Annotated in this window: 23 protein-coding genes and 2 tRNA genes; 9 read left to right on the plus strand and 16 right to left on the minus strand. The window is 60.4% G+C overall.

Annotation, left to right across the window (positions count from 1 at the left end; genetic code table 11):
• Positions 1-31: 31 nt before the first annotated feature.
• Entirely contained in the window at positions 32-910 is an 879-nt protein-coding gene (locus O3675_RS08100; RefSeq protein ID WP_070634948.1) for a MetQ/NlpA family ABC transporter substrate-binding protein, read from the minus strand.
• Between the two features lie 316 nt (positions 911-1,226).
• Complete coding sequence (locus O3675_RS08105; protein WP_371571939.1) at positions 1,227-2,993, minus strand: long-chain-fatty-acid--CoA ligase; 1,767 nt, start codon at positions 2,991-2,993, stop codon at positions 1,227-1,229.
• Positions 2,994-3,140: 147 nt separating this feature from the next.
• Here O3675_RS08105 and O3675_RS08110 point away from each other — a divergent pair, with 147 nt between their 5' ends.
• The 3 genes from O3675_RS08110 to O3675_RS08120 are packed head-to-tail and all read left to right on the plus strand — an operon-like array spanning position 3,141 to position 5,104.
• Positions 3,141-3,290 (plus strand): hypothetical protein, encoded by a 150-nt coding sequence (locus tag O3675_RS08110; protein WP_005504480.1) that lies wholly within the window; start codon positions 3,141-3,143, stop codon positions 3,288-3,290.
• Positions 3,290-3,952, plus strand: coding sequence for a sugar O-acetyltransferase (locus O3675_RS08115; RefSeq protein ID WP_304274171.1), 663 nt, complete (start codon positions 3,290-3,292; stop codon positions 3,950-3,952). The genes O3675_RS08110 and O3675_RS08115 overlap by 1 nt, the downstream gene beginning before the upstream one ends.
• Positions 3,953-3,985: 33 nt before the next feature.
• Entirely contained in the window at positions 3,986-5,104 is a 1,119-nt protein-coding gene (locus O3675_RS08120) for a hypothetical protein (protein ID WP_371571941.1), read from the plus strand.
• A 139-nt stretch (positions 5,105-5,243) separates the two neighbouring features.
• On the opposite strand, the gene O3675_RS08125 is transcribed toward O3675_RS08120, so the two are convergent.
• The 6 genes from O3675_RS08125 to O3675_RS08150 all read right to left on the minus strand — a co-directional run bounded on the left by O3675_RS08125 (position 5,244) and on the right by O3675_RS08150 (position 13,613).
• The gene (locus O3675_RS08125; RefSeq protein WP_371571943.1) at positions 5,244-6,719 is read right to left on the minus strand and encodes a dihydrolipoamide acetyltransferase family protein; all 1,476 of its coding nucleotides are present in this window, start codon (positions 6,717-6,719) and stop codon (positions 5,244-5,246) included.
• Positions 6,720-6,818: 99 nt separating this feature from the next.
• The gene (locus O3675_RS08130; protein ID WP_070677686.1) at positions 6,819-7,805 is read right to left on the minus strand and encodes an alpha-ketoacid dehydrogenase subunit beta; all 987 of its coding nucleotides are present in this window, start codon (positions 7,803-7,805) and stop codon (positions 6,819-6,821) included.
• Between the two features lie 2 nt (positions 7,806-7,807).
• Positions 7,808-8,974, minus strand: coding sequence for a thiamine pyrophosphate-dependent enzyme (locus O3675_RS08135; protein WP_371571944.1), 1,167 nt, complete (start codon positions 8,972-8,974; stop codon positions 7,808-7,810).
• Between the two features lie 402 nt (positions 8,975-9,376).
• A complete protein-coding gene (locus O3675_RS08140; protein WP_371571946.1) occupies positions 9,377-10,504 on the minus strand; it encodes a histidinol-phosphate transaminase in 1,128 nt (375 codons plus the stop codon).
• 243 nt (positions 10,505-10,747) lie between these two features.
• The gene (locus O3675_RS08145) at positions 10,748-13,000 is read right to left on the minus strand and encodes an extensin (RefSeq protein WP_371571948.1); all 2,253 of its coding nucleotides are present in this window, start codon (positions 12,998-13,000) and stop codon (positions 10,748-10,750) included.
• 19 nt (positions 13,001-13,019) lie between these two features.
• Positions 13,020-13,613, minus strand: coding sequence for an ABC transporter substrate-binding protein (locus O3675_RS08150; RefSeq protein WP_371571949.1), 594 nt, complete (start codon positions 13,611-13,613; stop codon positions 13,020-13,022).
• Between the two features lie 291 nt (positions 13,614-13,904).
• Between O3675_RS08150 and purB the strand changes: the two genes are divergently transcribed.
• The gene (purB, locus tag O3675_RS08155) at positions 13,905-15,338 is read left to right on the plus strand and encodes an adenylosuccinate lyase (RefSeq protein ID WP_371571951.1); all 1,434 of its coding nucleotides are present in this window, start codon (positions 13,905-13,907) and stop codon (positions 15,336-15,338) included.
• A 104-nt stretch (positions 15,339-15,442) separates the two neighbouring features.
• Here purB and O3675_RS08160 read toward each other — a convergent pair whose 3' ends face one another.
• Positions 15,443-16,324, minus strand: coding sequence for a di- and tripeptidase (locus O3675_RS08160; protein ID WP_371571953.1), 882 nt, complete (start codon positions 16,322-16,324; stop codon positions 15,443-15,445).
• 273 nt (positions 16,325-16,597) lie between these two features.
• On the opposite strand from O3675_RS08160, the gene O3675_RS08165 reads away from it, so the two are divergent.
• On the plus strand, positions 16,598-17,659 hold the full coding sequence (locus O3675_RS08165) for a DMT family transporter (protein WP_303987928.1): 1,062 nt from the start codon (positions 16,598-16,600) through the stop codon (positions 17,657-17,659).
• A gap of 339 nt (positions 17,660-17,998) precedes the next feature.
• The gene (locus tag O3675_RS08170; RefSeq protein ID WP_371571955.1) at positions 17,999-18,235 is read left to right on the plus strand and encodes a hypothetical protein; all 237 of its coding nucleotides are present in this window, start codon (positions 17,999-18,001) and stop codon (positions 18,233-18,235) included.
• A gap of 111 nt (positions 18,236-18,346) precedes the next feature.
• Here O3675_RS08170 and O3675_RS08175 read toward each other — a convergent pair whose 3' ends face one another.
• Together O3675_RS08175 and O3675_RS08180 are read right to left on the minus strand one after the other, a co-directional pair.
• Positions 18,347-19,135 (minus strand): spermidine synthase, encoded by a 789-nt coding sequence (locus tag O3675_RS08175; RefSeq protein ID WP_371571956.1) that lies wholly within the window; start codon positions 19,133-19,135, stop codon positions 18,347-18,349.
• On the minus strand, positions 19,135-19,917 hold the full coding sequence (locus tag O3675_RS08180) for a DsbA family protein (RefSeq protein WP_371571958.1): 783 nt from the start codon (positions 19,915-19,917) through the stop codon (positions 19,135-19,137). Before O3675_RS08180 ends, O3675_RS08175 begins: the two co-directional genes overlap by 1 nt.
• Before the next feature lie 292 nt (positions 19,918-20,209).
• On the opposite strand from O3675_RS08180, the gene O3675_RS08185 reads away from it, so the two are divergent.
• Positions 20,210-20,284 (plus strand) — tRNA-Thr (locus O3675_RS08185).
• A 107-nt stretch (positions 20,285-20,391) separates the two neighbouring features.
• Entirely contained in the window at positions 20,392-20,658 is a 267-nt protein-coding gene (locus tag O3675_RS08190; protein WP_049327025.1) for a hypothetical protein, read from the plus strand.
• 111 nt (positions 20,659-20,769) lie between these two features.
• Here the strand turns inward: O3675_RS08190 and O3675_RS08195 are convergent, their stop codons facing one another.
• From O3675_RS08195 to O3675_RS08205, 3 genes are all read right to left on the minus strand, one after another.
• On the minus strand, positions 20,770-21,645 hold the full coding sequence (locus O3675_RS08195) for a CoA ester lyase (RefSeq protein WP_044150069.1): 876 nt from the start codon (positions 21,643-21,645) through the stop codon (positions 20,770-20,772).
• Positions 21,646-21,863: 218 nt separating this feature from the next.
• Positions 21,864-22,403: a dehydrogenase gene (locus O3675_RS08200; RefSeq protein ID WP_371571960.1), complete on the minus strand. Its 540-nt coding sequence runs from the start codon at positions 22,401-22,403 to the stop codon at positions 21,864-21,866.
• 250 nt (positions 22,404-22,653) lie between these two features.
• Positions 22,654-23,664 (minus strand): NAD(P)H-quinone oxidoreductase, encoded by a 1,011-nt coding sequence (locus O3675_RS08205; RefSeq protein WP_371571962.1) that lies wholly within the window; start codon positions 23,662-23,664, stop codon positions 22,654-22,656.
• A gap of 125 nt (positions 23,665-23,789) precedes the next feature.
• Between O3675_RS08205 and O3675_RS08210 the strand changes: the two genes are divergently transcribed.
• Positions 23,790-23,877, plus strand: a tRNA-Ser gene (locus O3675_RS08210).
• 102 nt (positions 23,878-23,979) lie between these two features.
• On the opposite strand, the gene O3675_RS08215 is transcribed toward O3675_RS08210, so the two are convergent.
• The gene (locus tag O3675_RS08215; protein WP_049357367.1) at positions 23,980-24,423 is read right to left on the minus strand and encodes a hypothetical protein; all 444 of its coding nucleotides are present in this window, start codon (positions 24,421-24,423) and stop codon (positions 23,980-23,982) included.
• A gap of 39 nt (positions 24,424-24,462) precedes the next feature.
• Positions 24,463-24,933, minus strand: coding sequence for a hypothetical protein (locus O3675_RS08220; protein ID WP_371571964.1), 471 nt, complete (start codon positions 24,931-24,933; stop codon positions 24,463-24,465).
• Positions 24,934-25,103 lie beyond the last annotated feature (170 nt).

Below are 25,103 nucleotides of genomic sequence, written 5' to 3' on the forward strand. Positions count from 1 at the left end.
GTATGCCTAGAGGAGGCGTGTATTTAGAAGATTACTTCTTGGCGCGCAGCTTGGCTTCTTCGTTAGCCAGGGACTGACGCAGCTCGTCGGTGCTCACGTTGACCTCAACAGCGGTGCCGCGGGTCTCTTCCTGAACAACATCCATGACGGGCTTGGTGTGGAAGAGTTCAACAATCTTCTTGTAGGTCTCGTCGTCAGCCTTGTCCTTCTGAGCAACGAAGAGGTTCACGTACTTGATTGCCGAGGGGTCGGTCTTGGGGTCGTCCTGAGCCAGGGCGTCTGCGGGCTTCAGGCCTGCATCCTTGAGGAAGTCGTTGTTGACGACTGCGCCGTCAGCGGACTCCATGCCAACCACGGTCTGGGTTGCGTCGACGGGGGTGACCTTCACCTTGGAGTTAGCGGTGTCCACGTCGTCGATGGTGGGTGCGTCAACGTCAGCGTTCTTGAAGGTAACCAGACCGTTGGTCTTCAGCAGCTTCAGCGCGCGTGCTTCGTTCACGGTGTCGTTCGGGATAACGATCTCGCCGCCCTGGGGGATGTCAGCCAACTTGGAGTGCTTCTTGGAGAACAGAGCCATTGGGTAGATGACGGTCGGGCCGACAATCTGCAGGTCCTTGTTAGCGCTCACGTTGTAGTTGGACAGGTACGCGATGTGCTGGAAGCGGTTCATATCGATGTCACCGGCGTCCAGTGCGGGGTTCGGCTCGGTGTACGCGCTGAACTCCTTGAACTCAATGTCGATACCCTGCTTCTTAGCTTCTTCCTTCAGGGTCTTGTTGAACTTCTCAGAGCCAACCACACCGATGGTGACCTTCTTGGAGCTGGAGGAAGAGGAGGAGTTGGTGGAACCGCAGGCTGCCAGGCCAAAGACCATGGGGACAACTGCGAGTGCAGCAGCAAACTTCTTCACGGCTATGAATCTTTCTGTTGAATGATGATGCGTTCCACCGGGTGCTCACGTTGGTACTAGCACATCCGATGGGAATGATGATGGGACAATTACAGCACGCACAAGGGCGGGTGTGGAAGTTAATAGCTATTCATGAGACACAGAACGTCAAGGTCGTCATATTTTGTCATAATTCGTCATGCGGTGATTATTTGCCAGGTCACAAAGCGTCATTGACGGTGTATTCAGGCGCACACAAAACGCCGGCCCGGGTACAAAAACCCAAGCCGGCGTCCATAGTGCCACCCATTACGGGCGGACGGGGAATCAACCAGTACTACTGATCGAACTCGCCCGAAGCAATCAGCTGCTCACGCACCTTACGGCGCAGAACCTTACCCAGCATCGAACGGGGCAGATCATCCACCACCACGATGCGGCGCGGCACCTTATAGCGGGTCACCTTCGAATAGCAGTGCTCACGCAGAGTATGCTCCTGCACCACTCGACCCGGGGCGGGAACCACAGCGGCGACCACCATCTCGCCACCGGCGGGCAGCGGAATACCGACGACCGCCGCATCCGCGACCATGTCGTGCTGTTTGAGGGCGACCTCAACCTCCGTCGGGGAGACGTTGAAACCGCCGGTAATAATAACTTCTTTAATACGGTCGACAATCTGAATGAAGTAGTCCTCATCCAGGCGCACAATATCGCCGGTACGCAGCCAACCCTCGGGGGTGATGGTCTTCGCCGTCTCGTCCTCACGCTTCCAGTAACCAGCAAAACGCTGAGGGCCCTTCACCCACAGCTCGCCCTCTTCACCATCAGGCACGTCCTCGCCAGTTTCCGGGTCCACCACACGAATATCGGTGGAGGGGAACGGAACACCAATAAAACCGGCACGGCGAGTGTCATTGAGCGGGTTGCAGGACACCAGCGGCGCGCACTCGGTCAGGCCGTAGCCTTCCACCATGAAACCGCCGGAGGCTTCCTCCCACTCGGCAACCAGCTCAGGCGGCAGGTTCATCGCACCAGAGACCGCATAACGGATACCCTCCAGGGACACGCCGCGCTTCTTCGCCTCATCCATCAGGCGGCGATACACCGGCGGAACCGCCGGAAGAATGGTCGGGCGGGTCTTCTTCATCGCCTTCAAAATCAGGTCCATGTCCACGGTCGGGAACAGCACCAGGCGGGCACGGCACAGCGACGCAATCGTCACGCCCAGGGTCATACCGTACGCGTGGAACAGCGGCAGAACCGAGTAAATCACCTCGTCATCGCCCGGGTTAATCCATGCCTCACCCATGCGGCCGTTAGACTCCAGGTTGCGGTGCGTGAGCATCACGCCCTTCGGCAGGCTGGTCGTACCCGAGGTGTATTGCAGCAGCGCAATATCGTGCGCGGTCGGGCGGCGATGCGACGGGTCAATACGCTCGCTCTTCACCAGCTGAGCCCACGACACCGTACCCGGCGCAGGACCGGTCAGCTTCTCACGCGAAGCACGCGCGCTCTTCAACGGCAGCTTCAGCGCGGTACGCATCAGCGCGGGCATCGCCGAAATCATGTTCACCGAATAAATATGGTTCGGGCGGATATCCGCCGGAAGACCCGTAATATGCGAGGCAATCTTATCCCACACAATCGCGACCTTCGCGCCGTGATCCTCAAACATGTGGCGCAACTCCGCGCCCGTGTACAGAGGGTTATGCTCCACCACAATCGCGCCCAGGCGCAAAATCGCGTAGAACGCCGCAATATGCTGAGGGCAGTTCGGCAAAATCAGCGCCACACGGTCACCCGCCTGCACACCTGCCACACGCAGACCCTCCGCTGCACGCTCAATCTGGTCCCCCAACTCGGCGTAGGTCGTGGTCGCGCCAAAGAACTCCAGCGCCACCTTGTGGGGTACGGTGCGGACCGCCTCGTCAATGAGGTGGCTCAGCGAGGTTTCGGGCAGCTCAATATCGCGGGCAGTCCACGGAGAATAATTCTTCAACCAGGGGCGATGCGCCAACGGATGCGCACCAGCCGATACGCCAGCGGGGGATGCAGGTGCCGCCGCATCCTGCAGGTTCGTGTTCTTCTGAGCCTCAGTCATGCATTGATTGTGCCTTCCCGCACCCTCACGCTTCAACTCAGCACCGTTTCTTTCCACGCTGAAAATCACACGGTACACCCGCCCCAGATACCGCAATAAACACCGAAACACTAAGGCAGAGCCCAGCAACTCTGGGATACTTAAAGCATGAGTAAACGACAGCAAGACATCACTGACGAGCAGTTCAAGAAGCTCCTCCGCGAAATTTCCAAACGATTCGCTATCGCCGGAGGAGTCGTCATCCTGTTCGGAATGGCCATCATCGCACTTGCTTACCTTCTGGGAGGAGCCCACTAATGCACACCCCGCAGCGCCCCAACGGCGACATCTTCAACCGCATGGTCTCCGGCGCCGCTTACATGCCCGACGCCGAATGCGCCGCGCAGACTAAGCGCATCCACGCTGCAACCGTCCTCGCCGAAGAACACTACGCACGCGGTGAGCAGGCACAGGCAATGCACGTCTACCGTGAACACCTCGGCCACCTGGGCGAGCACTCGCATATCCGCCCCGGCGCACGCTTCGACTACGGCGTGAACACCTATATTGGTGACGGCTCCTTCTTCAACTTTGGCTGCGTCTTCCTGGACGTCTGCCCGATCCGCATCGGCTCCACCGTGCTCGTCGGCAACAACGTACAGTTCCTCACCCCCACCCACCCGCTCAACCCGGTCGACCGCGCCGCATACTGGGAAGGTGGCGAGCCCATCACCGTTGAAGACAACGTCTGGATTGGTGGCGGCGCCATCATCCTGGGCGGTGTGACCATCGGCAAGAACTCCGTGATTGGCGCGGGCACCGTCGTCACCAAGGACGTCCCGGCTAACTCCCTCGTGGTGGGCAACCCCGGCCGCGTCATCCGCACTCTGGACGAGAACGAACGCCCGGCATACCCGCACACCTACTCCGCAGAAGCCCTGGAAGAAGCACACGCCTTCTACGCTGACCGCAACCGCTAAATCAGCACCCAGGACTAGAATCCAAAGGATTTAATGAACGCACAAAACAACACCCCGCAGCAGCGCCCGGCCGCCGCGGCGTCCACTCCCACCGAAAGTGACCTGTGGGAGGCGGCATTCTCCTCCGACGACCCCACCGTGGTTCTGACCGATGAGGAGCTGAACGCCGCACGCCGCGCCCACGAAAAGGCGCGCGAGTCGGCCTCTTCGGCGCAGTCCTCCGCGCAGTCCTCGCAGGATGCGACCCGCCCCCTCACCGAGGCGGCTACCGCAACCCAGCCGCTCCTCTCCGCAAACAGCGCCGCTCAAAGTACAGACCCCGGTGCTGACTTGGGCGAACCCGCTACCGATAACCTCAGCTGGCTCGACAAGCCCGCAACCCCCAGCGCGGATAATGTGCGCGGCGGCGCAACCTCTGCCCCCGCTACCGCACCTGCCACAGCTGCAAGCTACGAGGTGCCCGCACCCGGCAACGCCCATGCGGCACCCAGTGCCCCGCAGGCTAATCCGGCGGATGATGACCACTTCGTCATCCCCACCCCCGCCGGTACCGCAGGCGCGGCGGGTGCAGAGCCCGTCCTCACCGCCGCAACCGCGCTGTCCATGCAGAAGAGCCGCTACTCCCGCATGCACCTGCTGCCCGGCCTGCTCGGCTGGCTGATCACCATCTCCCTCATGGACGGTGGTCTGTGGGCTATCCAGTCGTGGCTGACCCTGACCGGTCAGAGCGAGTCCATCGACTACGCCACGGTGGTCTCCCGACTCTTCAGCGGCGCGTCGAACGCCGTGCCGGTCGCGGTGGCGTTGAGTGTGCTCATTTTCTTCGCCTACCTGGTGGGCGGTTACGCGGCAGGACGCATGGCACGATTCGCCGGCGCGAAGCAGGGCATTGCCGTGTGGCTCTGGCAGATTATGGCGCTCATCCTCGGATCCCTGGCGACCTTCCTCACGCCTCAGCTGTTCCAGAACGGTGTCGCGTCCCTGTCCCTGCAGAAGCTGATTGCGGGCGATTTCGCGAACGGTCTGCTCGCGGTTCTGCTGGTTCTGGCGTTGAGCTTCCTCGGAGCTATCCTCGGCGGCCTGTGCGGACGCCTGTACCACCGCCGCGTGGACAAGTACCCGAGCGACCAGGTGGCACGCGAGGACGCCTAACTTAGGTTTCTAAGCACGCACCTCGGCGTTAGAGAATACAGAAAACCTCCGGTACCTTGCGTAAGGTACCGGAGGTTTTCTCTATCTCAACAGCATTATCTACCCAGCAATAAAACGCCGACTAGCTAAAACATGCCGCCTAGTGGTCCAGCAGCAGTGCAGGCTCCTCAAGAATTGCTGCCACATCAGCCATGAAACGAGCCGACAGGTCGCCATCCACCACACGGTGATCGAAGGAGCCACCCAGGGTCGTCACCCAGCGAGGAATAACCTCACCATCAACCACCCACGGCTTCTGCTTAATCGTACCGAAGGCAACAATCGCCACCTCACCGGGATTAATAATCGGGGTACCCGTATCAATACCCAGCGAACCAATATTCGTAATGGTCAGGGTGCCGTTCGCCATCTCAGCGGGCTGAGTCTTACCCTCACGGGCGCGAGTAGTCAGGTTGTTCAGCGCAACCGCCAGCTCACGCAGGGACAGCTCCTGAGCGTCCTTAATGTTCGGGACCATCAGGCCGCGCGGGGTTGCCGCAGCAATACCCAGGTTCACGAAGTGCTTAATCTGGATTTCGCTATCGGTCCAGGTTGCATTGACCTGCGGGTTACGCTCAGCAGCCCAAATGACCGCGGCAGCAAGCACCAGCAGCGGGGTGACCTTCACGCCCTCAAAGTGGCGAGACTTCTTCAAACGCTTCACGAACTCCATGGTGCGGGAGGCATCAACGTCCACGAAGATGGACACGTGCGGGGCGCTAAACGCTGAAGCAACCATCGCCTTCGCGGTAGCCTTACGCACGCCACGCACCGGGATGCGCTCGATGCGGTCACCGGGGGTGGTTACGGGCTGCCAGAAGGGCTGGCCGGCGCCGCTATGCTGCACATCGTTCAGGTGTGCCACATAGTTCATGAGGTCCTGCTTGGTCACCTGGCCGCGCGCACCGGTAGCGGTCACGTTCGCCAGATCAACACCCAGCTCCTTTGCGGCAAGACGCACCGGAGGCGGCGCGAGGGTCGGGCGGTGCGGAACCTGCTCGGGAGCCAAAGTCGGCGCGGGAGCCGCTGCGGGCTCGGGTGCCAGACGCTGCACCACCGAGTTCAGCGGGGTGTTCTCCACAAAGCGGGAGGCGCGCTCAGCCAGCTCGCTCAGCAGGCCCTGGTTGCGGTTCGCCGAGTCGGCGGGGGTGTGCGCCACGGGTGCCTGAACAGCCGGTGCGACCGGTGCCGCAACAGCCTGTGCGGGCTGGGCCGCGGAGGCGGGGCGCTTGCGGGCGCGACGCTTCACAGCGTCCGCTTTGGGGCCGGAGCCGACCAGTGCGGTACCGGACTCAGCCTCTGCCGCGGCGGGTGCTGCCGGGGTTGCGGGGGCGTTGTCGCCACCGGAGATGCTGATGATTGGGTTGCCCACCTCAACGGTTTCGCCTTCGGCAACGAGCAGCGCCTCGACGGTGCCGGCGAAGGGCGAGGGCAGTTCAACAACACTCTTCGCGGTTTCAATTTCGACGAGGACGTCGTTGATGGCGACCTCGGTGCCGACTGCCACCTTCCAGCTGAGGATTTCTGCTTCGGTTAGGCCTTCACCCACGTCAGGGAGCGGGAAAATCTGGGACATTTTTACCTCTCACTAGGGCATATACCCTATACGGAATATTCTGTGCGGGTTCGCAACCCGCCATAGCGCAACACGCTGATACGTCAGATCAGGGAATGCCTAGTAGTCAAAAGCGCGGTCAACCGCCTCAAGAATACGGTCAATATCGGGCACGTACTCTTCCTCAACGCGGGAAATCGGGTACGGCATGTAGTAGCCGCCCACACGAATCACCGGCGCCTGCAGGCTGTAGAAGCAACGCTCCGTAATCGCCGCAGCCAACTCACCACCCATACCACCAAAGGTCGGCGCCTCGTGCGCAACAATCAGGCGGCCAGTCTTCGCCACCGAAGCGGCAACGGTCGGCACGTCCAGCGGCGAAATCGAGCGCAGGTCAATGACCTCAATCGAGCGGCCATCCTCCACGGCAGCCTCCGCAGCAGCCAGAGCAACCGGCACCAGCGGACCGTACGCAACGATGGTCGCGTCCGTACCCTCACGCACCACCTGGGCGCTAAACGGATCAAAGGAAGTGTCGCTAAAGTCCACTTCACCCTTGAGCCAGTAGCGGCGCTTCGGCTCAAAAATAATGACCGGGTCGGGGCACTCAATCGCCTTGCGGGTCATCCAGTACGCCTCGTGCGGGGTCGAGGGGGTCACAATACGCAGACCCGCAGTGTGGGCGAACAGCGCCTCCGGGGACTCGGAGTGGTGCTCCACCGAACCAATCACGCCACCGTACGGAATGCGGATAGTCACCGGCACCGTGTACTGCTTATCGGTGCGGTTGTGAATCTTCGCCAGCTGGCTCGTGATCTGGTTGTAGGCGGGGAACACGAAGCCGTCGAACTGAATCTCCGGCACGGGACGGTAGCCACGCAGGGCCATACCGATGGAGGTGCCGATAATGCCGGACTCACCCAGGGGCGCATCCATGACGCGACGGTTGCCGAAGCGCGCCTGCAGGCCCTCGGTCACACGGTACACGCCACCAAGCTTGCCGATATCCTCACCGAGCATGACAACGGTGCGGTCGGCTTCCATGGCGTCTTCCAGGCCGCGGGTAATCGCCTTGGCGAGGGTCAAACGTTCAATTTTCTCGCTCATGCTTACTCCTCTTCAAAGCCTGCAACGTAGTTACGGTAGAACTCGCGGTCGTCTTCCACCTGCTGGTGTTCCTGCACATAGACACGGTCGAAGAAATACTCAAAGTCGGCAACCTCAGAGTTCAGCACTGCCTCACGCACGCCGGATGCGACCTGCTGCGCGGATTCTGCAACCTCTTCGAAGAAGGCATCGTCGGCGTAGCCCTGCTCGCGCAGGTGCTTCTCCAGGCGAAGCATGGGGTCGCGGCGCAGGGGGCCTTCCAGGTCGGCATCGGTGCGGTACTTGGTGGGGTCATCCGCGGTGGTGTGCGGGCCGAGGCGGTAGGTCTCAGCTTCAATCAGCACGGGGCCTTCACCGGCACGGATCTTCTCCATGGCGTAGCGGGTTGCGGCCAGTACGGCGAGAACGTCGTTGCCGTCAACGCGAATACCCTCGAAGCCGTAGCCTGCGGCGCGGGTGGACACCGGAACGCGGGACTGCACCTCGAAGGGCACGGAGATAGCCCAGCGGTTGTTCTGCACGAAGAAGAGCACCGGCGCGTTATAGGAGGCGGCGAAAACCATGGATTCGTGTGCGTCACCCTCGGTGGAGGAGCCATCACCGAAGTAGACCGCCACGGCGGGCTTCTGGGTGTCCTCGGTGGGGTCGGTTGCCTGGCCCTGACCGGTGCGGCGGGTGCCGGTTTCAGCCTCGATGTCGGCGTCGAAGTTCAGGCCCATGGCGTAGCCGACTGCGTGCAGGGTCTGGGCCGCAAGCACCTTGGTGTAGGTGTGGAAGTTGTGTGCCTTCATGTCCCAGCCGTGGGTGGTGGAGCCGCGGAAGATGGTGATCAGGTCGCGGAAGTCCACGCCACGCGTCAAGGCGACGGCGTGCTCGCGGTAGGAGGGGAAGATGTAGTCGTTGGGTGCGTAGGCGAGTGCGGAGCCGACCTGTGCGGCTTCCTGGCCTCGGCTGGGCACCCAGAGGGCGAGCTGGCCCTGGCGCTGCAGGGCGGTTGCCTCGTCGTCGAATCGGCGGGTGGTGTACATGAGGCGGTATGCCTCGCGCAGGGTGTCTGCGTTGACGTCTTCGATGTACCGGCTGTAGGTGGGGTGTTCGTGTACGGTGCCGTTTTCATCCATGAGCTGGATGCGTTCGGGCACTCCGGGGTACTTGTCGTTCTCGTGCATCTAACCTCCACACGTGACGAGGGCTTGGCCCTCAGCGGCTTGGGTTTTAGTCTCAACTTTCACCTGATGGTGCAGGGTTTGAGGTGTTCCGGTAAGCCTGTGAGGGTCTGGGCATATATAGTTACCAGTCTACTCTTTTCGGCTTTATCTCGCGGCAGTTACGCTGATAACGCAGTGTATTATGCCCTGTCATTCACTATTTGAACATTATTAAATTAAACCTCCCATATATTCTTTTTCGAGAATATATGGGAGGTTTAATTTAACTACTGAGAGCTTTTTCGGGCCATCATTTTTCCCGTGCGAGAACCATTTGAAAAGCCCAAACAAACCTCGACAAGGGAAAATAGTACATTGTTCAATTAGGGCCGAGTGGGTACCCCCACCCCTTCACAAGACGCTCTAGAGCCCCTTCGCGAAGACCTCACAGAGCGAGAGGAAACGGTCATTCGCCTCCACCTCACCAATGCTCACGCGAACACCCTCGGTGCCGAACGCACGAACCGACAGCGCATGCTCAGACATCAGCTGCACAAACCCACCCGTGCGCTCCCCCAGGGGTAGCCACACAAAGTTTGCGTAAGTGCTCGGGAAATCGTAGCCCAGCTCCCGCAGTCGAGCGGTCACGCGCTCACGCTCAGCGACCAGGTGGCTCACACGCTCCATCACCGCATCCTCATGCTCGATGGAGGCGATAGCCGCCGCCTCAGCCAGCGCTGTCACGGCGAACGGGGTTGCCGCCACGCGCAGGTGCTGCGTAATCTGCGGGTGCGAAATCGAATAGCCCACGCGCAGACCCGCCAGGCCCTGCGCCTTGGAGAAGGTGCGCAGAATAATGACGTTCTCATAGTCGCGGTAGATGTCCATGCCGTTCAGCGGGGCTTCTTCACCCTCCGGCACGGTGGAGGCGGCGCAGAACTCGAAGTACGCCTCATCAATGACCACGGGGATGTGGGCGGGCACCTTCGCCAGGAACGCACGGATCTGGCTTTCGGTGACGGCGGGGCCGGTCGGGTTGTTGGGGGTGCAGACCAGGATCAGGCGGGTGCGGTCGGTGATGGCTGCCGCCATGGCGTCCAGGTCGTGTGAGCCGTCGGGCAGGTTCGGCACCTGCACGCTGCGAGCGCCCATAATGCCGACGAGGATCGGGTATGCCTCGAAGGAGCGCCAGGCGTAGATGACTTCGTCCTGCACGCCGTCGGCGTTTACGCCGGCGAAGGTTTTGAGGATTTGGTTGAGCGCACCGAGGCTTCCGGCACCGGTGACGATGTCGTCAGCGTCCACGCCGAGCCGTGCGGAGAGCTTGTGTCGCAGGGCGGTGGAGAGCGGGTCGGGGTAGCGGTGCGCGGTCGCAAATTCTGCGAGGACGCGTGCGACCTCGGGTACGGGGCCCAGCGGGTTCTCGTTCGAGGAGAGCTTGTACTGGGTGAGGCCTTCAACGGGTGCGGGCGGCTTGCCTGCCGCGTAGCTGGGCAGGGTGTTGAAGACGGGGCGGACCGGGATGTTGGCGTGTTCAGCTGACTGGCTCATGGTTCCAGTATGTGCCTGCGGGCGGCTCGGAGGCTAACGCTTCTCACCTGGAGAGCAGGTCGCAGCTGCAGCCGTGCAGGCAGCAGATACTAGCCGCGAGCGCTGTACGCAAAGGCTGTACGCAAAGATGGAGGAGCGCCGCCGGGGTTGTTCCCGGTGGCGCCCCTCCTTTTCTCTTCTCTACTCTACTCGCCCCTCCACCCTCCACCGAGTCCTTGAGATTGGTACTTTTAGACTCGGTGTTTAGACCATCAGGGGTTCACGCTCCTCGATGGGAGTCAGGTCCTCGGGAGGGCCTGGGGCGCGGAACCCGGGGTCGATGTTCTCGGGCGGGAACATTGGCATGCGCACAGGTTTCAGGTCCGGCAGAGTGGGGACGAGCGACTCACTGCCGTCGTAGTCTCCGCCTTGCCCGGCTCCGAAGATTGGAGGATTCTTGAGCGCGGAACCAACTGTAGGGAGCTGTAGCTGATCGATGATTGGCCGAGTAACAGCCTTTTCGATGTGCGTCTGCAGATCTGCAGGTTTGGGCAGAATGTTCGGCGGGATCAGACTTGCAGGGGGTAGCTGCCCCTCTGCCTCGATTCGAGCGGGCATCTTGATGGGGGCAGGCTCGGGGCGGCTCAGGTCGCCCGGCATCTTGATGGCGGGCGGAATATTCTGCGGGTTATATCCCTGCAGGAGGGGCACTTTGGGCATCTGCGGCACAGGGGTTTCGGGCCATGCAGGCTTCGGGCTATGAGGCTTTTCCTGCGGAGTCGGCTCGGGGTAAGGGAGACGAGGCTTGCCTGCCTCCCATGCGTCTTTAGTCCCTTGTTTGATTTTTTCCGCCTTATTTTTGGCGTCCTGAACGCCCCTAACCTTACCGTCTGTTGCTTGTACAATCATTTCGTCTAGGCCCTGCTCATCAATATTAACTCCCGACATGTAGGCTTGACCTGTGTAAGCTCCGATACGTGCGATCGTTACTTTAGTTCGTTCAGCCGAGCTGTACCCGTCTGGCATAGCAGAGCCCGAGGTAACCTTCTGTTCCCCCAGTACATAGTCTTTACCGTCCAATGCGGCACGCATACCACCAAAAACCGCGTTACTATACCCCGCGCGGTCTAGGGCTTCTCGGTATTTTTCGCCACTATGTTTAGGGTTCTGGACGGTAATTGCTGTATCACGTTCATCAGGACGCCAGCCTCCCTCTTCCCTCCGTGCACTATCCGGAACAATATCGCCTTCACCTTCTACATAATCCACGGCGAAACCACGGCGTTTGGCAGGCAAGCCTCGTAGCGGAGTACCTTGAGCATAGATACCCACGATATTGATTTCCTTGGCAACCTCGAGACTATTAGCCATGTTGTAGGCAATCATGGCTCCCTGACTGAAACCCTCCATGTACACACGGGCACCCTGCGGTGCTCCAGCATCACGGAGAGCCTGCAAAACCATCTGGTAAGCAGAGTTCTTCGTGGTATCTTCACCTAAGGTTTCACGTACGGCACCTGCCGGGTCCATGGGAGAACCACCCCAGGAATTAAAGTTAGTACCCGGGATACTCACGACGTATAGAGCATGGGCGGGGTCGCCTTCGTGTCCTACTTCGTACATGACGGTGACGAGCACGGCACCGCGTTCACCCTTAGTCGGGTCCTGCTGGGAACGTTCAAACTCCTGGTCCTGCGCCTGAGCCGCCGCAAGCAGGCGATCCGAGCTGGCACCTACAGAGAGCTTGTTTTTCTCCCCCTGCTGCGCCGCTACACCGTATTGATCAGCTGAGGTAGTGCGCACATTATGAGCTTTTTTCCCAGTAGCCTTGATGAGGCTGGTTCCAGAAAGTCCGAACGCACCACCTCCCAGTGCCTTTCGAGCAAGTCCTCGCGGAATACCCAACATGTCTGCAACGCGGTCAATTGTTCGCTGACGCGCAATTTCGGGATTCAATTTGGCATCCATGTAGGCGGTGGCGCCGAAGAGAATACCCGCAATGATAGGCGAATACGGTAGCGTCCGAGATGCCGAGAAGTACCCGAGCTCGGGAATGGTGAGCTTCAAGAGGTAGTTAGCTTCGCCGGGTTCTCCGGCGATGAGTCCGCGCAGGTGGTCTCGGGTGCTGCGTCCGTCGGGTAGCTTGCCGTCCTTTGCGATGCCCATGGAGTCGAACCAGCCTGCGACGATATTTTCGGTCTGCAGGTAGGAGCTGTGGGCGACTCGGACAACGGCTGCGGTGGCGCCGAACTTTGCGGCACTAATACCGAGCTCTGCAGCGAGGCCATCGCAGAGGGCGGCAGCCTGCTGGGCGCGTCCGTTGATGCCGAGGAAGAACCGGGTTTCGGCGGCAATACCAAGAATCGGCATGGTGCGGTCGGCGCAGGTGCGGCTGACAATATCGAGCCCGTCAGCGATGGCGGGCATTTCTTCAAGGGCGACGCTAATAGTACCTGAGGTGGGCCCTGCGGAGTTGCTGAGGTCACCGATGGGCGCAACGGTGGGTCCGGTAATCATGGTGTCTCCTAGGGTGAGGCTAGTGGGTTCGGATGAGCGAGCTCAGCCCGTCGGGGAGGCTCACGTGCATGAGCGAATCGAGCGTTGACTGGGCTTTTTGCACGCCTGAGCGGGCGATGATTTCGCCGGGGTTGAGTTTTTCGAGGGCGTCGGCGGCACCGTCGGCGAGTTTTCCGAGTAGGTTATCTACGGCGGAGGCGGCGGCTTTGATAGCCTGCGCTTTGGCGGTGAGGTCATTGGCGAGTTCTTCACCGGCGGCGGCGATCATGGCGGCGGTGCCTTCGGCTTGTTCGGCTTGGTGGCGGATTTTTTCGCGGTGCTCTTCGAGTTGTCGCCGGTAGGCGCGTCCGGCTTCGGATGCCCAGTGTTCGCCGTTGAGTTCGTTGGCGCGTTGGTGTGCGGTGCGGATTTCTTGGGCTTCGGTGCGCATCCTGTGGGAGAGTTCTGCGCCTTTGGCGCGGGCGAGGGTGGCGGCTGCCATGAGCTGCTCGGCGAGGGCGTGGCCGGCGGCGGTGCCGATGCCCATGTGTCCTGCTGCGCGGAGGATATCGGTTGGTTCGATGCGGGGCAGCTGGGGTGCGGGAGGCGGTGCGGTGTCGACGATCGTGTTCACGGGGCGTCCTTTCGGTGGTTGGACTGGTTGTTTGTGTGCCTATTTCTGTCCTGTGTTCGGGTTTGTTTTAGGCTAAATCTGCCGCGGTGACCGTGCAGGCTGAGTACGCCAACCTGTGGATAACTCAGGCTTGTTTCGAAAAATTCGCACGTTTTGCGTCCTCAAAACCTAAAAAATGCCCCCTCCGCGCCCCCTCGTTTTGTCATATTTCTGTAACTAACCAAGCCGCCCGTCACGTCCATATGCTCTTCCCGCCTCTTTTTTTCAGCGAATTCATGCAAAAATAGAGCTATGTCTCACACCAATAACACCTTCTTGCCTTCTGGCCGTATTGACCTGGGCACCGGCGAACTTGCGCTGGGCCCCCTCGACGGACGCTACGCATCCGTGACCGCACCCCTGACCAACTACCTTTCTGAGGCGGCTCTGAACCGCGACCGCATCCACGTTGAGGTTGAGTGGTTCATTTACCTGTGCGAGCACGAGGTGCTGCCGGGTCTGTCCCCGCTGAGCGAGGAACAGAAGAAGGGCCTGCGCGCCATCGTGACCGATTTCAACGCTGATTCTGTGGCGGAGCTGGCTGAGATTGAGGCTGTCACCGTTCACGATGTGAAGGCGGTCGAGTACTACATTGGTCGCCGCCTGGAGGGCCTGGGCCTGGGTCACCTGGTGCCGCTGGTTCACTTCGGCTGCACTTCTGAGGACATTAACAACCTCTCCTACGCACTGGGTATCAAGGACGCCGTTGAGAACGTGTGGATCCCCGCCGCGGAGGAGCTGATTGATGTTCTGCTGAAGCTGGCTGAGGACGGCCGCGACGTGCCGATGCTGTGCCGCACTCACGGCCAGCCGGCGACCCCCTCCACCCTGGGCAAGGAGATGGGCGTGCTCGCCTATCGCCTGAAGCGCCAGGTCAAGCACGTGAAGGCGACCGAGTTCCTCGGCAAGATTAATGGTGCGACCGGTACTTACGCCGCGCACTACGCCTCGGTGCCGAGCGCTGATTGGCAGAAGATTTCTCGTGGTTTTGTGGAGCACCTGGGTCTGACTTGGAACCCGCTGACCACTCAGATTGAGTCGCACGACTGGCAGGCTGAGCTGTACTCGGATATCGCTCATTTCAACCGCGTGCTGCACAACCTCTGCACCGATGTGTGGAGCTACATTTCGATTGGTTTCTTCCGTCAGATTCCGGTGGCTGGTGCGACCGGTTCGTCGACTATGCCGCACAAGGTGAACCCGATTCGTTTTGAGAATGCGGAGGCTAACCTGGAGCTGTCGAACGCTCTGCTGGATTCGCTGGGTTCGACCCTGGTGACTTCTCGTTGGCAGCGTGACCTGACTGACTCGTCGGCGCAGCGCAATATTGGTGTGGCGTTCGGTCACTCGGTGCTGGCTATCTCCAATGTGGTGAAGGGTCTGCAGCGTCTGGATATTGCGACCGACGTTATTTCTGCTGATCTGGATTCCAACTGGGAGGTTCTGGCTGAGGCAATCCAGATGGTGATGCGTGCGGAGGCTATCGCGGGTGTTCCGGGCATGGAGAACCCGTATGAGCGTCTGAAGGAGCTGACTCGCGGTCACCGCGTGGATGCCGCTCGTCTGAAGGAGTTTGTGGCTACTCTGGGCCTCTCCCCCGAGGCTGAGGAGCGTCTGTCGGCTCTGACTCCGCACACCTACAACGGTATTGCGGCTCAGCTGCTGGATCACGCGAAGAACGCTTAGTCCGTAGCGAAAGCTTAAATAGAAGACCCCGGGTCCCTGTGTTTAGGGATCCGGGGTCTTTAGTGTGTTGGGTCTTTGCTATGTTCTGTTAGCTGGCGAGGATTCTAGCGGCCGAGCATGCGGCGGTGGCCGGTTTCGGTGTCGTGGCCCTTGCCGCGGGTGAAGACCTTGCCTACAGCCTTACCTGCGTCCTTGACGCCCTTGAGCAGGGAGCCAGCCACGCCGGAGGAGCCGTCCGAACCTTCGCCGCCCTGTACGCGCGGTGCACGCGGGGTAATCATGAGCTCTGCGGGGAAGTAGGCGGGCGCGTCGCCGAAGGCTCGGCGGGTGTTGCGCACGACGTCCTTGCCGAGGGTCAGGTTCGCGCCACCGCCAACGACTGCGCCCACGCCGAAGGGCAGGGCACGGCCGAGCAGTGCACCGGTCTGGCGGGTGAGGAAGCGGCGGATGAACATGTTTCGGATGGTACGTTCGACGCTGAACATCTTGCCGCTGGAGGAGTTGCCGAGCAGCATGCCCCACTTGTTGGAGACGCCGCCTGCCTTGCCGGTCTGCAACAGCACGGTGTTCATGAGCTGGGAGCCTTCTTCGCCGAGCATGATTGCCATGACCATGGAGCGGGCGGTTTCGGCGTCGTGTACGTGCACGCCGTGCAGTTCTGCGACTGCCTGGGCGTAGAGTGCGGTGCGTTCGAGGTAGCCGCCGACTGCGAGCGCGGACAGGCTCATGGAGGTGACGGTACCGACGCCGGGCACGAATGCGGATGCGCCGGTGACGCCGCCGATGGCGGTGATGTCGCGCAGGTAGGTGCGGTCAAGGCGCTTATGGATTTGTTCGGGGGTTTCGTCGGGGTGCGCTTCACGGAGTTTTTTGACGATGGACAGCGCGAGCGGTCGTTGCATGCGCAATACGTTGTCGAGGGTGGTGGTTAGCGCGGGACGGGGGTTGCCGTCTTCATCGAATAGAGACTTCTTCGGGTCAAGCATGCTCTCAGTAAATCATGGCTTGGTGAATATTTCCTGGATATAGGGGGTTGGGGTGGGGTGTGGGGGTGAAATTTCACCGAGGGCGTGGAGGTTTTTGAGGGGTTGTTAGGGTGTTTTGGTCTCTATTTGCGCCCAATTTTAAAGCGCGTAAAATTGTCCTAGATTACACACTATTCATTGTTTGCATAGTGCGTGACCTGTTTCACGACGATTCGGGGTCGCGCCTGATGACAGATAGCGGCTGACACCTCTTCTGGACTAATAAGGATTGCTATGACTTCTTCCACCCATACGCCCAATGCTGCGCGTTCTCCCCTGGCGACTCAGGGGCTGGGTGTTGCGTACGCGACCGGCGCGATTATTTCGGCGCAGTTCGGTGCGGCTCTTGCTAAGCAGCTGATGGGCGATTTGGGCCCTTGGGGCGTGGTGACTCTGCGCCTGTTGACTTCTTCTGTCCTGCTGTGGGCGTTCTTCCGTCCGCAGATTCGTTCGTGGACCCGTCAACAATGGATGACGGTCATTGTCCTTGGTATCGCCCTGACCGGTGCGAATGCGTTCTTCTATGTGGCGATTGAGCAGGTTCCACTAGCGATTGCGGTGGCGATTGAGTTTATGGGTCCGCTGGTGCTGGCGACGGTTATGTCGCGCCGCAAGCTGGATCTGGTGTGGATTGCGCTGTCCTTTACGGGCATGGCGATTCTAACGGCTGAGTCCCAGGCGAAGCCTGAAGATTTCGCCCTGATGGGTGTGATTTTCTCGGTCCTGACCGCTGTTTCTCGTGCCGCCTACATTCTGGCGACTGAGAAGGTGGGCGCACTCATCCCGGGCATGGGCGGCATGGTCATGGGTAACGTTGTCTCTACCCTGCTGGTTCTGCCGTTCCCGTTCCTTATTAGCGGCAACAACCTGCTGAAGGTCACTCAGGATGTGAACCTGCTGGCTATTGGCTGCCTGATGGGTCTGCTGGCTTCTGCTCTGCCGGCACTGGGTGAGGTTTCTTCGCTGCGTCTGTTGCCCGCGCATATTTATAGCGTGGTGCTGTCCCTGGAGCCTGCGATTGCGGCGGCTGTGGGTATTGTGATGCTTGGTGAGGCTACCGGCCTGGTCCGCTGGGTTGCTATTGCTCTGCTGGTGGCTGCGAGTATCGGCATTTCAATTTCTCACGCTCGCGCACAGAAGAAGGCGCAGGAAGACGGCACCTTGGAGGATCCCGATCGCTACTTGCCCGGTGCGGTGGATGCGCACGCAGTAGATATTGCACAGATGGCAACCAGTTCCATTACGCTTCCGTCGGCTGCGCAGATTAAGGCTGACCGTGAGGCGAAGGGCCTCTAATCTGCTGAACTGTAGCCGTGTCAACGGTTTCTAGCACCCCCGGGTGACGAGTAGGATAGTATCTCGTGTTGCCCGGGGGTGCGCTCTTTAACTGCCTTTAACTGCGCGGGTCAGGTTCTTGCCTCCCCCCCCCCCGAATCGATACGTCACCTGTACACCGTGAGAGATGCACCTCCTCCTTGTGAGGCGCAGGAAGGAGAATCATGCCGCATACTTCATCTCAACGTCCCGCACTGGGCATTATGTTTGTGCTGATATCCTGCTCGTCGTTGCAGTTCGGTGCCGCGTTCGCGGTGACGCTCTTCCCGCTGTTTGGTGATTCCCTATAGCGCGGAGCTGATGGCTCTGCGGAACCTGCCGGAGCGCGTATTTAGTGTGCTGATGAGCATGGAGCCCGCCATCGCGGCGATTGCCGGTTGGGCGCTGCTGAATCAGGAGACCGGCCCGATTCGTTGGGTGGCGATTTTCCTGCTGATGACTGCGAGTGTGGGTATTACGCTGACCACCACCAAGGGTAATTCCCACAAGCAGAAGGATGACGGCGAGGGCCCCGTTCCCGTGCCGCTACCTGAGTAAAAACTAAAATTCTGCCGGCGTACGGCGCGCGGCGTATAGAAAAACCCATATAGAAAACCGTTGAGGTGGATACCTGGTTGGTACCCGCCTCAACGGTTTTGTATGTCAGGTTTAGCTCTCAGCCAGCTCGTCCAGCAGGTTGCGCAGCTCATCGGTGGTGAGCACCTCCGCCGGATGCGGGCCCAGGGCGTACAGCCAGTCCTGGGTGTCCTCGTCCAGCTCACGGGCGGTACCAACCAGCACGAGGTTGCCCTCGTTCTGCCCGCTAATCATGGAACTTTCGCACAGGCACCACACGTGGTCGAAGACTTCCAGCATGGCGGCTGCCTGCAGCTGGAAGAAGGGCAGACCCGCGTCGTCACCCACGTTGATGGCGACCATGCCGCGTTCACTCAGGGCGTCCTTGAGTTCGTGGTAGAAATCGCGGTTCGCCAAGTGGGCGGGCGCATCCATGCCGGTGAAGATGTCGAGAATGATCGCGTCGAAGCCGGGCACGCCCAGCAGTTTGGGCAGGTTCGCCAGCTGCTCGCGGGCGTCACCGACCACCAGCTGGCAGTCGGTTCCGGCGGGTAGCGGCAGGCGGTCCGTTACGAAGCCCATGAGCTCGGGTTCAATATCCACGGCAACCTGGCGGGAGCCGGGGCGGGTTGCCTGAATATAGCGCACGAGGGTGAGCGCACCGGCGCCCAGGTGTGCGGCGGTGATGGGTTCGCCGGCGGGTGCGAGCGCATCCACCGCGTTTGCGATGCGGCGCAGGTACTCGTAGAACACGTAGTCGGGGTTCTGTACGTCCACGTGGGACTGCTCGGCGCCACCGATTTCGAGGACGTGGCCGTGGTCGCTGAACCCGTCGGGGTGAATTTCGGCGCGCTGCCCGCCGGAGAGCTGAATGTGTGCCACTACTTCACGCCAGCTTCACGCTTGAAGGTGCTGACCAGGTCATCCACCGAGGAGGAAGAATCCAGACCCTCAACGACCTTGTCGTTCACGACGAAAGTGGGGGTGCCCTTCACACCGATCTTCACGGCGTGCTCGTAGTCGCGCTGGATGGGCTTGACGGTGTCGGAGGCGAGGAGGACCTTGTCGAATTCTTCGACGTTCAGGCCCAGTTCCTTGGCGTAGTCGTTGAAGAGGGTGCGCAGCTTGTCGCGTTCTTTGATGTTCTTCCAGTCGTTCTGGGTGTTGAAGAGCTTGTTCGCCATTTCGAGGTGCTTACCCTGAGCTGTTGCGGCTTCTACGGCGAGGGCGGCGGGTACGGCGTTGGCGTGCATGTTCAGCGGCATGTGGCGCACGGTCACGTTCATGATGCCGTCAAGCTTCTTGGCGGCTTCTTCGAACTTGGGTTCTGCCTTGGCGCAGTAGGGGCACTGGTAGTCGGTGTACAGGGTTGCGGTGCCTGCACCGGGTACTTCGCGGTTGAGGCGGTAGCCGACGTAGCCGTCATCGGCGGTTGCCGAGCCGCTCACAGAAGCCGAGGGGTCCGCGGATGCCGAAGCGCTCGCGGTAGCACTTGCGGATGCGCTTGCCGAGGTAGCGGCGGTGCTTGCAGATGCGCTCGCCGAACCGCTCGCAGATGCCGATGGGGAGGGCTGGGAGGAGCTGGAACCGCATGCGCTCAGTCCCAGGGCTGCGACGGGCACTACGCCCAGCAGCAGGGTGCGGCGGTTGAGGGGTGAAGTCATGGTGGTTCCTCTCTCTATGGGTGGCGGGCTGGCCTGTGGTTGATGTGCACTGTGAGGTGCTATCAGCCGCCGTGGGTATAGGGTTTATTGTATGCCTCTGCCCTGAACATTCCCTATCTTCGGGCGGGTTTGCGGGGTGAATGCAGTGCACACCATAGCCGCCCTGTCGCATGCTCCCAGCTGCGGGGCCGGTGTTGAAAGTAATTAGCCTCTCCCCCGCCTTTTTGGTACTATTGCGGGGTATGCACTGTTCGTCGGCTGCTTTCGGGCGGTTGGGAACGAACGCATATGTGCCTCTATAGCTCAGGGGTAGAGCATTTCCCTCGTAAAGAAAAGGTCGTGGGTTCGAATCCCACTGGGGGCTCCACATCCGCCGTAACGCGTGCCGGTTTCCGGTGTGTTGCGGCGGTTTTTAGCATCTGAGAGATGTCACGTATCTCGCAGGATGTCACCGTCGATTTTTAGGAGATTCTCGTGTCTTCTCATTCCTCAAATACTCAGCGTCTGCAGAACCGTTCGCAGGGTGGTCGCGCCTCTGCGGACCCTGCACGCCCGATGAGCCCCACGATGCGTTTTGCTCTGGTGTACGTGCTGGCGCTGGTGGTTTCCCTGGCGGTGTGGTTCTTCTACCGTTCCGTGTATGAGGATGACACCTCGTTCCTGGTGCCGATTGTGATTTCTTTGGTGACTTCATACGTGTGCGCTCATGCGCTGACGGGCGGCAAGTCGCCCCGCAACTAGTAGCTAAGTTGTAGCGCGCCAGAGGTTTCAGGCAGACAAAAGCCGCACATCCTGTTCCCCGTTCAGGGGTCGGATGCGCGGCTTTTTACGTGTGTACTTTAGACCAGCGCCTTACTTGGATGCGCGCTGGAAGTCGCTGTCGGTCTTGCCCCACAGGCCGTAGACCTTGGCGAGTTCCTTGACCTTCTTTGCACGCAGGTAGCGCGGCAGGTAGGAGCCGTCGCGGGGGCCGTCGAGGGGCACGTCGAGCATCTGGTGTGCTTCTTCGATTTCGAGCTCGCTCGGGGAGAATGCCGCGTTGATGGTCTCAGCCTGGCGAATGTCGAGGGTGATCTTACCGGTCATGCCGTGGTCGTTCGCGTAGCCGCATGCCTTGGAGAGGTCAGCGCCGTATGCGCCGAGGGTCGGGCCGTCGATGGGGCCGGGCAGACCGCCCAGGGTGGAGGCAATCACCAGTTGCGAACGCACGTAGGCGAGCGCCATGGGGGTTGCGGAGGAGCCGGTGTCGCGGCGGTAGTCGCCTGCGCCGAATGCGAGGCGGAAAGTGCCGATTGCGCGCGCAATTTCGATGGAGTGGTGCACGCCGAGTGCGGACTCAATCAGCGCGATGATGGGGGTTCCGGGGGGCAGCTCGGCTGCGGTGCGGTCAATGTCGGTGGCGTGCTCTGCGGTAGCGAGCATGACGCCTCGCAGGCCCTTCACGTTCTTGAGGGCCTTGACGTCCTTCCACCAGTGTTCGGTGGTGATGGCGTTGATTCGCACCCATGCGACGACGCCGGAGTTGAGCATACGGACGACCTGTTCGCGAGCGGCGTCCTTCTCTTCGGCGGGGCAGCCGTCTTCGAGGTCGATAATGATGGAGTCGGCCTCGGATTCGAAGGCCTCTTCAAAGACTTCTTCGGAGGAGTTGGCGCGCACGAGGAGCCAGGAGCGTGAGAGGCTGGGGCGCAGCTGACGCGCACGCTCATTGCGGTGGAATTCAAACATGGTGTGTGACTTCTTCCGTGAATTGTATATGCATTGGGTTGTGCCGTAGAGGGGCAGGAAAAAGCCTGCGGTTCTTCCGCGCGTACCATCGCATTGTGTCGTCACCTCCATTGTGACGGAACCGCATAAGAAGTGTCCTACACCTCTTCTTTAAGCGTATCGCCTGTTGAGGTGCACATCAAACTAACCCGCCTGTTGACCGCAATTTAGGCCCTGTGTTATGCCTCAATCAGCTGGGTGCGGCCCACGGGGATTCCATCGTCGAAGGTCAGCTCGCCGGCGGCTTCCTTCTGGGCGCGCTGAATCAGACGTTCGGCGTCTTCAATGTGCTGGATGACGGTTTCCACGCGACGGTGCACGCTCACCTGGCGGTCGCATCCGGTGGCACAATTGCCGAAGCAGCGTGCCATGGCGAGCGCTTCGGCGCAGAGTGCCACGGCGTTACCTGCCTTGGAGAGGGCGCGGTTCAGGTCGGAGTAGGTGCCGAACGGGGAGGCGGGAATATCGCCGTCGCTGGGGGCGAGGCGGTGCGCTTCCATAGCGACTGCACGCACGCGCGGAATCAGGTCGGCGAGCGCGTTTGCGTCCGGCACGATGAGCTCAATCATGGAGGTGGACGAATCGGTTGCCGCTAGGCGTTCGAGGACCTGGTGGAAGCGGTCAATGCCGCGAATAAACCGGTCGTGGGATCGGCGCCAGATGCCTTTGCCGAGTTCGGCGTCGTCGCGGCGCGATTGCAGGTAGCTTTTAAGTCCCATATGCCCTCCTCTGCGTGGTGTGTGTGCCGTGTTTGTTGGTCGGTGGAGGCTGCCGGTGATGGGCTCTGCGGCGACCCGCAAACCTCCCTATGCTTAGGTTACCCTAAATTTCTTTTAGTGACGAGATGTCAGCAGTCAGCTGTTTATTTCAAGCCCAGATTTTCTTCACGCCGCTCACGCGCAACACTCCCCGCGGCACCTGCCTAAAATGGCACCGGCCTAAAATAGCACCGCGAGGGCGCAGCGATTTCTAGACCATGCGCAGCACAATCTTGCCGCGATGCTGACCGGAGTCGAAGTACTCGTGAGCGGCAGCTGCCTCCTCCATGTCGAAGATACGGTCCAGACCCACGCCAATCCTGCCGGATTCAATCAGCGGCAGCACGTGCTCACGTACACCGCGCAGAATCTCAGCCTTCTGCTGATCCGAACGGGTGCGCAGGCTCGTGGCGTGCACCGACAGGCGGCGGGAGAGCATATACCCCAGGCTCACTTCTGCTTTGGCGCCGCCCATCAGACCGATAATGCACAGGTGACCGCCGTCGGCGAGGGCGTGCAGGTTGTCGTCCAGGTACTTTCCGCCCACGACGTCGAGGATGTAGTCGGCGCCGCGCCCACCAGTTTCAGCCAGCAGAACTTCACGGAACGAATGTTCGGTATAAATAATGGGTTCCGCACCTAGTGAGCGTACATATTCTGCTTTTTCCTCGGTTCCCACGGTCGCAAACACGCGGGTACCTACAGCGAGCGCCAGCTGGATGGCGTGCACACCGATACCGCCGGTACCACCGTGCACGAGCACCACCGCGGGTTCGCCGTCTTCCTTGAGGTTTTCGGCGGGGTTCATGCTCATGCCGCAGGTGAGCACCAGGTTCGAGTAGACGGTTGCCGCGACTTCGGGAATGCCGGCGGCTTCGGCAAAACTCAGCTGTTCGGGTACGGGTAGCACGTGGTCGACAGGTACGGTCACGTAGTCGGCGTAGCCGCCTCCAGCGAGGAGCGCCATGACGGGGGTGCCGCGGTTCTCCACGGAGGCGCCTTCACCGACCGCTTCGATAACGCCGGCTACTTCGAGGCCGTAGATGGCGCTCGCGCCGGCGGGCGGCGGGTAGAATCCGCGGCGCTGCAGGGCGTCGGCGCGGTTGATTCCGGCGGCGTGAACACGGATGAGAACTTCGTGGGATCGGGGTACGGGGGCGGGGACTTCGCTGATTGTCAGAGCCTCAGGTCCACCGTGACTGTTCTCAATAATTGCTCTCATGAGTCCTCCTCATTGCCGGAAGCACCATCGTTGGTGCGCGATTTACAGAAAGCTTATCGCATGAGATAATCTCGTAGTGCCCTGCGGCACGGTATTGCCATAAAATGCCGGTCTCTGGTGCGTATGGATGGTTGTCCGAGCGGCCGAAGGAGCTGGTCTTGAAAACCAGTAGGCGGTAACCCCGTCTCAAGGGTTCAAATCCCTTACCATCCGCGTTTTAGCTTCTGCTCCACGTGTGGAGCGCAAAGAGCCCCGTTCCTCGTATTGAGGAACGGGGCTCTTCACATATGCCGTTTCGAGTTACCGGGGGCGTCGTTAGTGTATGCCTGACAAGGCGTTTAGAAGCGACGTGACGAGGACTACGATACCGATGAAGATGCATAGCTCCAGCCCGTTAAGAATCAGACCACCGATGGCACGCGTACCACGCCGCCTTGCCGCGAACCCCAGCCAGATACCCAGGACATTCAGCACCGGCGCAACGAACACTACCCGCAGACCGCTTTCTCCAAGATCATGGAAAATCAACCAGCACCCTAGAAAGAACGTCAGCGGGCCGAGAGCGCCGAAAAGCAGGGAGAAGGTCGCTACCCTTTTACCGTCTTGTGCCCCTTGCACGTCAGGAGGTTGCTCGCTCGCATGTTGCTCCCAGTCGTCCGTATCGTCAGCACTGGGTTGCACGCTGTTGTTCGCCTGGTAGAGCTTGGCGTACTCGGGGTTGTCATCGAAAGCTTCGTTGTTTTGGGGTAGCTGCGACATCGCATCCACAACCTTTCAATACCGGGTGTTACGTGTCTATCAAAGTGAGAGAGCGTTCAGGCTCGTCGACGGGCCTGCATCATTGAAGCCGTACAGAGCAAACCCAATCATTATGATGAAGCCGACGATGGCGATGACAATGACCATTCCTATCCCGCTGAGAAACAAACCCACGTTGGCGTCCTCACCGTGCTGTCTTGCCACTTGTGCTTGCCAGAGACCCAAGAGGTTCAGTAACGGCGCAGCAATGATTATTGGCATGCCGATACCAAAGCCATGGGAAACCCACCAAAACGCTAGGGCGAGAGCAAGTATACCGAAGACACCGAAAATCAGGGAGAGGTTTGCGGCTTTTTCGCCAGGGCCCATCTTCCACACGCTCGAAGAGAACTCACTCGCGGGTAGCGGCGGGTCGTCCGTACCAGACTGCATGCTACCGCTCCCCCGGTGGAGCTTGGCGTATTCCGGGGCATTACCGAAGGCTTCATTGTTTTGGGGTAGCTGCGACATCGCATCCACAACCTTTCACATTCCGCACGAGGGGGGTGTTAAGCCCACCCTAGGCCTTCCCCCGCACTGGAACAAGCATGTCGAGCCGATTCCACAAAACATACGGCGTATACACAGCAAAGCCCCGATCCTCGCATTGAGGAACGGGGCTTATGCGTACCCTCCAGTGA

It is taken from the genome of Rothia sp. 27098_8_27 (genome assembly GCF_041432805.1).
In the GTDB taxonomy this organism is placed as follows: domain Bacteria; phylum Actinomycetota; class Actinomycetes; order Actinomycetales; family Micrococcaceae; genus Rothia; species Rothia mucilaginosa.